The organism is Flavobacteriales bacterium, from assembly GCA_013001705.1.
Lineage (GTDB): Bacteria > Bacteroidota > Bacteroidia > Flavobacteriales_D > JABDKJ01 > JABDLZ01.
Genome location: JABDLZ010000209.1, coordinates 1 through 11,114, shown reverse-complemented (window position 1 = coordinate 11,114; position 11,114 = coordinate 1). Strand labels below are relative to the sequence as shown.

The following is an 11,114-nucleotide window of genomic DNA, read 5'->3' as shown; positions in this document are numbered from 1 at the left end:
TGCCTGTCGCTATGAAGAATGTCTGAGTTGCCAGAGCAGTTCCCAATACCACCATGACTTTATGGGCTTGGGTATCCCAGGCCAAGATCCAGGTGCCTAGTATCAAGAAGAATCCCAAATAGACTATCTGGAATTTACGCGCATCGATCTGCAGTGCATGAAATCTGGAGGTGAAGGAGTGGATGAGTTGCATGTCCCTTAATTTGATAGGTCATACACGTCACCCGCTCAAGGGTTCATCCAGAGGTGTAGAAAAAAGAAAAGGCGACCTAAAAGGCCGCCTCTTCGGGTATATGTAAAGCGAGTTCTTAAATCAGCGTATCACCTCAAATCGCTTGGTGACACGTCCTTCAGTACCGGTCAATTCGATGAGATAACTTCCGGCTTCCAGATCAGAGGTGTTGATCTCTATGATCTCATTCACACCGGTCTTATCGAATGCAAGTCTTTCTACCAGCCTACCTCGTAGATCCGTGATATCTATCTGGATATCCTGATCGAGCGCACTGTTCAATCGTACGGTGAGGAGGTCGGTCGTAGGTACTGGATAGAGTTGGAAATCATCCAGCCCATTCACATCCTCGATGCCTGTAGAATTTGGAGGCACCACATTGATCCACCAGCCTACAGGGTTTCCATTTGGAGCTTCTTCTCCCCATCCATCGGTAAATCCTCCTGGATCATAGCTGATGGTATCGCAATATGTAGAGGCGCAGAATACTCCATCATATACCGTCAGGCATACGATGTAGTCACCGCCTTCGGCATACTGGTAGGTAGGGTTCTCATCATAGGAATAGCCGCCATCACCGAAGTCCCAGAAATAGTATGCATTCGGTCCACTGGTGGACAGATTCTCAATGTACACCACGTCATTCTCAGGGTCGATGCTCAGTACTTGGAAGTACGCATTGCAGAAGGTGTTGGTAGAATCATAGTAGCATGTCCCATCATCAATGGTCGCCTGTGGATTGTAGTTCAGGGCGAGAGGGTCGGTACAACCGTAGACATCTCCCGTACCGGATCCACAGTCAGGGTCATTGATCCCAAAGGTGTAGGAACCGAATTCCCCTTGTTCTATCGTGATGCCTTCAGCGATCCAGGTACCATCTACATTGAGATAGATCTCTCCGCCATTCCAGCCATCTCCGAACGAGTCATACATATTCAAGGTATAGCATCCATCAGGGATACATACAGTGAAGAAATACTGCCCTTGATTCTCGAACTGGAATCCATTACTGGAGAATAGAAGTGTTCCATTGGATACCACTTCGAAGGACACTTCGTTTGCCCAACTTCCCGCGACAAAGGAGATCAGGAGATTGTTAGTCGCACAGCTATCGGTCTGATAGTAACAACTACCATCATCCACATTCGCATCTGGATTATAGTTCAATGCACTCGGGTCGGTACAACCGTAGACCGGATCACTACACTCTGAGGTGACCGTATAGGATAGGAAGCATGTACCTGCATCTCCGTAGTATCCATCCACGATGAGGATGTACTCGGTGTTCGGCTCCAATTCTCCACATTGGAAGTCGAATTTAGAAAGGAGGCCTTCTCCAGAATTACCATCACAGGCGATCATCTCCCCTCCACACTCTTCGAAGAGTCCGAATTGAGTATCGGTCAATGTGTACGTTCCATCACCAATAGCCTCGATGATGATGCGTGCTGTATCGGGAGGCGTAGTGAATGAGAACCAGAGACTGGACTGCTCTCCTTCCCCACTGCCGAATGACCAGCAATCCCCCCAGACGCCTTCGTTCTGCAAGGCTCCGGTATTGTCAATAAGTATAGTTCCCTCTTGCAATGGAATGGCATCGGCACACAGGTCGTTGGCAGGTGCATATACACAGCTTCCATCATCAATAGTCGCGTTAGCGTTATAGTTGGCCGCATTGGGGTCGGTGCATCCGAGTATGTCCCCACATGTACCGTCCACACTGAAATCGATGGACATCTGCGCTTGGCCATCCACTAAGGTGCCCGTGAGGATCTGCGCTCCACCGGAATTGATCCAGAAGTATCCATTGTACCAGCCGAAGGGGCCGCTCAGATTGGTCAAGTGCGCTGTGTAGCAGACTCCCAGTTCCAAGCATAGATCGAAGTTGTCGATTGCGAAGTTGTTGTAGCCCTGTTGCGAATAGACCACATTGCCTTGATCGTCAGTGATCTCGAAACCTACATCCATCCCATTGCTGAAGACACAGACATAAGCATTGGCCAGTACTTCATTGTCAGCACATTCTACCGGATACACACATGAACCATCATCAATAGACGCCCAGGGATTGTAATTCAAAGCAGCCGGGTCGGTGCATCCAGCTATGCTATCGTTCTGATAGTAGCAGCTTCCATCATCGATGGTGGCAAAAGGATTGTAATTGGAAGCTGAAGGATCGGTACAGCCGTACACATCCGTAGTCACCACATCACATGAATCTGTGACATTGATTGGGAAGGCGGCTTGTCCGAATTCGCCTTGCGACAATTGAAAAGCCAGTGACAGACCATTGTATTGAGCATTGAGTATAGCTCCATTCCATCCATCTCCAAATGAATCGAACATATTGAGCGTATAGCACCCATCATATATGCATGTAGTCTCTGTAAACGAGGAGTAGCTCGTGTATTGGACATTGTTCTCATAGACCACATTGCCGAATTCATCGGCTATATTCCAAGAGATCTCCTGACCCCAGTTCTCAGTGGTCATGGTGAAATCGATGACCGTACAGTCCTGTGCTGTAAGGGTCATGGATAGAAGGAAGGTTGCAAATACGTATAGTTGTTTCATGGATTGATGGTTTGTTCCGGTTTCAAATGTATACAGCCTTGATTATCAAGCAATCGGCATTTGTGCAGATTATAGCAGGTCTATCGGCCGCATGAATATACGTCAAGACCATCACTCGTTCACAAACGCTGACCGAGCGGGTCTACTTCCTAAGCGGGCAAAGCACTCTGCATTCTCCTTCGAGCACCCTTTTTAGAGTCCAATGATGGTGAAGGATTTGATCCTTCTGACCCTTTCTCACCGACCGAACTCTTCTTATATAATGGGTAGTTTCGCAGCGCTCTAGTTTTCTCAGTAAATCTCAAATACCACTTTCATGACTTTAGGAAGGATACTCCTTAGCCTCATCGTTCTTTGTTCTTTTCTTACCTCTGATGCCCAAGCTCCCGAGACGAGCGGGCCATCCAGCAATGGGATCATCACCGAGGTGAGCTATGTTCCGAGTATTGCACAGCAACTCAAGGATGGGACCTTCATCCCAGCGGAAGAGCGCACAGGTGATCAGGAGATGAATCCCAAGCGCAGGGACGGAAACCGAGTGGTCCCTGGCAAGGGAACTCCTCTAGGAGATGACCCGCTTTACGAGCTCCAGAAGAATAGCTACACCTTCAAATCCAATCCGCCCTTATTGGTCTTCGATGCAGATCCTAGCAATGGTTCCACCCCAAGTGATCCGACCGGAGCCGTTGGCCCGAATCACTATCTGGGAGCATGGAACACGGCTTTCCGCATTTTTGACAAGGATGGGGTTCCTCTCACTCCAGAAGCTTCTCTTTCTTCCGTGCTCACCGGTAACAATCTAGGAGACCCGATCATCATGTATGATAAGTGGGCCGATCGATTCATCATCACCGAGTTCGATAGCAGTCCCAACGGATTCGAGATGGCCGTGTGTGCAGGTCCGGATCCGGTGAATGATGGTTGGTATCTCTATCAGGCCCAATTCACTACAGGGAGCTTCCCGGATTATACCAAGTTCTCCATCTGGTCGGACGGATATTACGTGACGGCCAATGTCAACAACGGAGCCAATGGCGACCGTATCTGGGTGGTAGAGCGTGATCAGATGCTCAACGGTCTTCCCGCGCAGTACGTAGGATTCCCATTGCCGGGTATCGCCACATTCGGATTCTACAGTCCGCAGGTACTCAATGTAACGGGCGGTGAGATGCCCGAACCGGGTAATGCTACGGTGGTATACATGCAGGACAATGCGTGGTTCGGAGTGAGTACCGACCATCTCAAGCTCTGGAATGTCAATGTGGATTGGAACAACATCAACAACTCTGAGATCAGTGGTGCCACGCAGATCAATACCGAGACCTTCACCGGTGTTTTTGACGGAGGAAGCTTCTCCAACCTTCAGCAGCCTTCCGGTCCCGATATCGACTGCTTACAGGCTACCATCATGAACCAGGCCCAGTTCAGGAAATTCCCGACCCATAATTCAGCCGTATTCAACTTCGTGGTCGATGCCTTGGGTGCTGGAGAATTAGCGGCTGTCCGCTGGTACGAACTCAGACAGGATGCAGATGGGGAGCCTTGGGAGATATATCAAGAAGGTACCTATACCAGCCCGGCCGGAGGTAAACATGCATTTGCGGCCAGCATGGCCATGGATGCCAATGGGAACATAGGGATGGCCTATAGTACAGTGAGTTCTTCAGAGAATATCGCAATCCAATACACCGGCCGTCTGGCCAACGATCCTTTGAATACGATGACCGTGGAAGAAACACTGATCGCTCAAGGCTCAGGCAATGACCCCAGCTTTCGATACGCGGATTACACGCATTGCACGGTTGACCCGGTGGATGAGAAGAAGTTCTGGCACATTGCCGAGTACTTCGATCCGATCAGAAAAGATGTAGTTGGGGTATTCAAGATCGCCCCCGACCTCAATACGGATGTGGGTGTAGTAGACATACTCTCTCCTACCACCTCTACCATGGGAACAGACGAATCTGTGACTGTACTGGTCCGGAATTTCGGTATCGATCCGATTTCGAACGTCCCAGTAGAATTCACCTTGGATGGAGGAGCTCCATTGGCCGGTATCATCACCGAAGAGATCGCTCCGGGGGCCATGATCGAGTATACGTTGACTGGAACTGTAGACCTTTCTGTCACCGATCAGGAATATGAGCTCTTCGCCACTACCCTTTTGGGAACAGATCAAGACGCGACCAATGACGCTTACAGCACTTCAGCCACCAACCTCATGCCCAATGACCTTGGTGTGGTGTATATCAGTGAACCCATTGTCGGTGATGAACAACCGGATGATGAGGATGTCACCGTGACCATCCATAATTATGGTGGAACTACCCACAGTGATTTCTTGGTGGGATTCAGTGTCAATGGTGGAACCCCTGTGATCGAGACCGTGGCCGGTCCGCTCGGTCCTGGGGAGTACATGCAGTACGAGTTCGATGCAGAAGCCGATATGAACGGTATCGGGGATTTCGAGTTGAATGTCTTCACCTCACTGACGGACGATACACAACCTGACAACGATTCCTATATCATCACTGTTCCTAAGAATGTATGCCAGCCGGTCTCCAACTGCGCCCAAGGAGATGGAATCCGCCATCTGGTCCTGGAGAATATCGATAATATCTCCGACTGCGGCACCAACGGATATTCCGCATTTCTGGACCAAGTAGCTGCACTCAACCAAGGGAACATCTATGACATGTCCATCACTACCGAGCACGGTTCCCAGTTCGTAAGGGCTTGGGTGGACTTCAATGACAGTTTCACCTTCACGGGATTGGAGACGGTCTTGAGCTCGACAGAGATCGCTGAAGGAGAAGGACCTGGTCTCTACACAGACATCCTACCTGTGGAGATCGAGTCGGATGATGATCTTGGAGAACATCTCCTACGCGTCAAGACCAACAGGGATGGAACAGTTCCCGGGAATGCCTGTAATGGGACCACCTTTGGTGAGACAGAAGATTATAAGGTGATCATCGGATCGGTCGACTTGTTAGAAAGCATCCTTGGACCCAATGACATCGAGATACGCACCCTCGGTGATGACCGATTCCAGATCTATTTCGATAGCGAAGTGAGTCATGATCCCTTGACCTTCCAAGTGATGGATACCCAAGGTCGCATGGTCGTTTTCAATTGGATATACCCATCCAATGGCGTCTACACCTATGACCTGGATATGTCCTATGCAGCCTCAGGAGCCTACCTGATACGCATCGGTGATGACCGAGCTGGAAAGATCGAACGCATCATCGTTCAATAAGATTCAATTCAAAACCAATAACGATTAACCTTCAATAGACCATGAGAAAGATCTTATCGACCCTTTCTATTCTTGCTGTCCTGGTATGTTTCGGGCAGAACTCTAAAACGGCCGGTCCTTCATCCAATGGGCTTGTCACCAATATACGCTATGTGCCGAGCATAGCAGAACAGCTTGAGAACGGGACCTTCATACCCGCAGATAACAGAACAGTACATGAAGCACCACCTAAAAGAAGAGGGGCCAATAAGAGTGTACCTGGGAAAGGGTATCCCAAGGGAGACGATCCCTTGCGACTGCTTCAAGAGACCGCAATTAAATATCAGAGCAAGGAGCCTCTACTTGTCTTCGATGCAGACCAGAACTCCAATATAGGTGTTACCGACCCGACAGGTTGTGTAGGGCCGAATCACTATCTCGCAGCTTGGAATTTCGGTTTCCGCATCTTCGATAAGGACGGAAACCCTTTGGTCCCTGAAGCATCATTGGGAACGGTATTGACCAACAATACTCTTGGGGATCCGATCGTACTCTATGATAAGTGGGCAGACCGCTATATCATCACCGAATTCGATGCTTCTCCCAACGGATTCGAAATGGCCATTTCCGAAGGACCTGACCCGGTGAATGACGGATGGTTTGTCTATCAGGCCCAATTCACTACCGGTTCATTCCCAGACTATACCAAATTCTCCATCTGGTCTGATGGCTACTATGTGACTGCCAATGTCAACAATGGAGCTAATGGCGACCGCGTGTGGGTGGTCGAGCGAGATGAGATGCTCGATGGAAATCCGGTCCAGTATGTCGGTTTCCCTTTGACGGGTATCGCCACCAGTGGATTCTATAGCCCGCAAGCATTCAATGTCACAGGTGGAGACCTCCCTGCCGCAGGTGACGCTACCATCGTGTATCTGCAGGATGATGCTTGGGGCGGAATTTCCGATGACCATCTGAAACTCTGGACCATAGATGTAGACTGGGGTAACATTGCTAATTCAACGATCAGCGGACCCGAAGAGATCGTCACAGAGGATTTCACCAGTGTATTCGATGGAGGAAGTTTCTCCAATTTCGAACAACCCACAGGGCCTGATGTAGACGGACTTCAGGCAACGGTAATGAATCAGGCACAATTCCGGAAGTTCCCGACCTATAACTCAGCGGTCTTCAACTTCTTGGTGGACGCTGATGGGACGGCCGGTGAGACCGGTGCTATCCGTTGGTACGAGCTACGTCAAGATGCGGACGGTGAACCGTGGAGCATCTATCAGGAAGGGACCTATGTCTCCACGAATGAGAAAGATGCCTTCTCCGCATCCATGGCCATGGATGAGAGCGGGAATATCGGAATGGCCTACACCACGGTGAGTTCTACAGAGAGCATCGCTATCCAATACACAGGACGCTACGCAGCCGATCCTCTGGGAGTCATGACGGTAGAAGAGACCTTGATCGCTCAAGGATCGAATGACTGTCCTGGTAATAGACTGGCCGACTACGTACACCTCACGGTAGATCCGGAAGATGAGAAGACCTTCTGGCACATCGCGGAATATCACAATCCGGGAAGAGATAATGTAGTGGGTGTATTCAAGCTTGCCCCTGACTTCAATACGGACGTAGGAGTGATCAGTGTAGACGCTCCGGTAAACGGGACCCTCGGAGCTGCTGAAGCAGTGACCATTACCGTACGTAACTATGGAATCGATGAGCAGAGCAATGTTCCCGTCAGCTACCAGATAGATGGAGGTACACCGCAGACCGGCACGGTCCCGGGACCTATAGCCAGTGGAGCCAATGTGCAGTACACTTTTGCGCAGACGGGTGATTTCTCTGTACAAGGACAGACCTATATGATCTCAGCTACCACTTCACTCTCAGGAGATGAGGATACGAGTAATGATGCAACGGTCTCAGATGTCACCCACTTGGACCCGAACGACCTTGGTGTGACCAGTATCGATGCACCGGTGAGCAGCACAGATCTTACTGGATCGGAAGCAATCACTGTGACCATTCAGAATTTCGGTGGAGAAGCCCAATCGGGTTTCGATGTAGCATACACGATCAATGCCGGTGCTCCGATCATCGAGAATGTGGCCGATATCCTAGAAGGAGATACGGAGATGTCCTATACTTTCTCAGAGACTGGAGACTTCAGTCAGATAGGAGATTATGAGATCACAGCCTATACCTCTCTCCCATCCGACAGCGATCCCAGCAACGACTCATCCACAGAGACGGTGACCAAGCAGTTCTGCCAACCTCAGACCAATTGTACATTGGGAGATGGTATCGTTCAATTGATCCTTTCCAACATCGACAACAATTCCGGGTGTGATCCGGATGGTTATGGTGACTATACCGACCTGACTGTGAATCTGGATCAAGGAACCACCTATGACCTGACCATTACCACCGAGTATGGATCGCAGTATGTTGTGGCTTGGATCGACATGAACGACAACTTCGTTTTTGAAGATGAAGAAGTAGTGGTCGATAACTACGTGATCGCAGATGGTCAAGGAGGAGGCTCCTATACCGAGACCATGGACCTGGTCGTACCTGTTGATGCTACTCTTGGTGAGCACATCATGCGCGTTAAGACCAATTGGAACAATCCAGTTCCAACGGATGCTTGCGAAGAGACCACCTATGGTGAAACGGAGGACTATACCGCCAATATCGGTTCTGTTGGACTGAATGAATCCTATCTCGGTGATGGTGAAATGATCATCTCAACTTTTGAGGATGACCGCTTCAATATCCGTTTCGTGAATGAGACCCTCAACAAGGATCTTATCATAGCCATATATAATACCTCTGGACAAGTGGTGGCACAGAACTGGGTCTATCCGGTGAATGGCGTGTACGAGTACGACCTGGATATGTCCTATGCGACTCCGGGTGCCTACCTTATCCGTCTAGGAGATCAGCAAGGAGGGAAAGTCAAGCGCATCATCGTGAGATGACCCACTAAGTCGAGTAGAATAATTGAAAGAATCAGAGGGGCGGTATCACCGCTCCTCTATTTTTTTGATGTCTATGATATCTACCGGCTGGCTTCCTTCACATTGCTGAGGTCTGCGCTGCAGAGAATATTTGACATAGACTTCTAGACCGTTTTCCTTGAAATCCTCTGGGAATTCCAAAGTCTCGAGCTTCTCCGTCAGGTTCAAGAAGATCTGATATTCACACGTACCATCCAATTCTGGATCATGGACCACAGCACCCTTCCGATATCCTTTGAAGAACATCTCCTCTTCACTGAGGATCTCTTCTTTCTCGGCCTCCTCTGAACTCTCTTCAGCAGGACTTGCCTGTACCAGATCCTGTTTCGGTCCACAAGAGATCAATACACTAGCTAGTGCGATCAAGGTCAATACAGATAGAGCAGCAGAATTCAAAGTGTTTTTCATGAAGGCGAATGTAATGGGAAAGTGGATGCACTGATGAATCGCTCAGACCTTCCCTATTCCTTTTATTTGTAGAAAGACTCAGAACTATGAAGATCACATTCTGTGGAGCAGCTGGAACCGTGACTGGGAGCTGTCACCTGATCACTTTGGACGATGGACGAAAGATCCTCATGGATTGTGGTCTTTATCAAGGCTATGACATCGACCTGGAGAATTTCAATGAGACCTGGAAGTTCGACCCCAAGGACATCGACTACCTCATTGTCTCCCATGCTCATATCGATCACACGGGCCGCATTCCCAAACTGGTCAAGGATGGATTCGAAGGACCGATCATCTGCACTTACGCCACGCGCGACCTTTGCAATATCATGCTACTTGACAGCGCATTTATCCAAGAAAAGGACGCAGAATACAAGAACAAACGTGAGAAGCGAAAGAAATCCAAGAAGAAACACCGTCCCCTCTATACCGTCAAGGATGCAGAGAAGTGCATGAACCAATACGTGAGCATCGGCTATGGGGAATGGTATGATGTAGGTCCAGGCATACGACTGCTCTTCAGGGACAGTGGCCACATCTTGGGCTCTGCTAGCATCACTCTTAAATTAGATACCGAAGAAGGGATGCGCACCATCGGATTCACCGGAGACATCGGGCGACCGGAGCGACCCATTCTACGTGACCCCGAACCTATGCCTCATGTTGATATCATGCTCTGTGAGTCGACTTACGGAGGCAAGAAACACCCTGCCCCACCTCAAGAGCAGGAAGGACTGCTGGATGTAATCCATCAGACCTGTGTAGAGCGCAAAGGCAGATTGATCATTCCCGCCTTCTCTGTAGGCCGTACCCAGGAGCTGGTCTACATGATGGACCGCTTGGTCAATGAAGGAAAATTACCGAACATCCCAGTGTATGTTGATAGCCCTTTGGCCGTCAATGCGACCGATATATTCAAGACCCATCCCGAGTGCTACGACCATGAGATCCTGGAGTATCTGCTTCAGGATCCTGACCCCTTCGGTTGGTCCAAGCTCAACTATGTGCGCAAGGTCGAAGATTCGAAACGCATCAATGACTTGAAAGGCCCTTGCATCATCATCAGCGCATCAGGGATGATCACGGCTGGAAGGATCCTGCATCACGTGAGGAACAACATCGAGGATCCAAGGAACTGCATCCTCATCGTGGGATTCTGCGCAGAAGGCAGCATAGGCGCACAATTGGCCCAAGGTGCAGAAGAGATAAAGATCTTCGGTGAAGAACTCAAGGTGAAGGCCCAGGTCAAACGCATGCACTCCTTCTCAGCTCATGGCGATCAGAGCGAGATGATAGATTACCTGAACAATCAGAGTCGGGAGAAACTAGAGCAGATCTATCTGGTGCATGGTGTGGAAGAGCGACAGAAAATCTTCGCAGCAGAACTGAAAAAGGCCGGATTCAAGGAAGTCATCATTCCGAAATTGGGTCAATCCTTCGAGGTATGACCTCAGCCCCACTCAAGGGTATCCGGGTAGTGGAGCTGGCCAGTGTACTTGCCGGTCCAGCTGTTGGGATGTTCTTGGCAGAACTCGGTGCCGAAGTCCTGAAAGTGGAGAATAGGAACAGTGGAGGGGACATG

Annotated in this window: 7 protein-coding genes; 4 read left to right on the top strand and 3 right to left on the bottom strand. The window is 49.6% G+C overall.

Going from position 1 to position 11,114, the window contains the following annotated elements; genetic code table 11:
* Together HKN79_08545 and HKN79_08540 are read right to left on the bottom strand one after the other, a co-directional pair.
* On the bottom strand, positions 1 to 193 hold a 193-nt coding region (locus HKN79_08545), incomplete at its 3' end, for a hypothetical protein (GenBank protein NNC83613.1).
* A 120-nt stretch (positions 194 to 313) separates the two neighbouring features.
* Entirely contained in the window at positions 314 to 2,806 is a 2,493-nt protein-coding gene (locus HKN79_08540) for a T9SS type A sorting domain-containing protein (GenBank protein NNC83612.1), read from the bottom strand.
* 316 nt (positions 2,807 to 3,122) lie between these two features.
* Between HKN79_08540 and HKN79_08535 the strand changes: the two genes are divergently transcribed.
* Both HKN79_08535 and HKN79_08530 read left to right on the top strand, forming a co-directional pair.
* Positions 3,123 to 6,068, top strand: a complete 2,946-nt coding sequence (locus HKN79_08535) for a hypothetical protein (GenBank protein ID NNC83611.1) — start codon at positions 3,123 to 3,125, stop codon at positions 6,066 to 6,068.
* A gap of 41 nt (positions 6,069 to 6,109) precedes the next feature.
* A complete protein-coding gene (locus tag HKN79_08530) occupies positions 6,110 to 9,043 on the top strand; it encodes a T9SS type A sorting domain-containing protein (protein ID NNC83610.1) in 2,934 nt (977 codons plus the stop codon).
* A 45-nt stretch (positions 9,044 to 9,088) separates the two neighbouring features.
* On the opposite strand, the gene HKN79_08525 is transcribed toward HKN79_08530, so the two are convergent.
* Positions 9,089 to 9,490 (bottom strand): hypothetical protein, encoded by a 402-nt coding sequence (locus HKN79_08525; protein NNC83609.1) that lies wholly within the window; start codon positions 9,488 to 9,490, stop codon positions 9,089 to 9,091.
* Positions 9,491 to 9,576: 86 nt separating this feature from the next.
* Between HKN79_08525 and HKN79_08520 the strand changes: the two genes are divergently transcribed.
* Entirely contained in the window at positions 9,577 to 10,980 is a 1,404-nt protein-coding gene (locus tag HKN79_08520; protein NNC83608.1) for an MBL fold metallo-hydrolase, read from the top strand.
* Positions 10,977 to 11,114: CoA transferase (locus HKN79_08515; protein ID NNC83607.1), on the top strand; the 138-nt coding region annotated here is incomplete at its 3' end. The genes HKN79_08520 and HKN79_08515, both read left to right, overlap by 4 nt.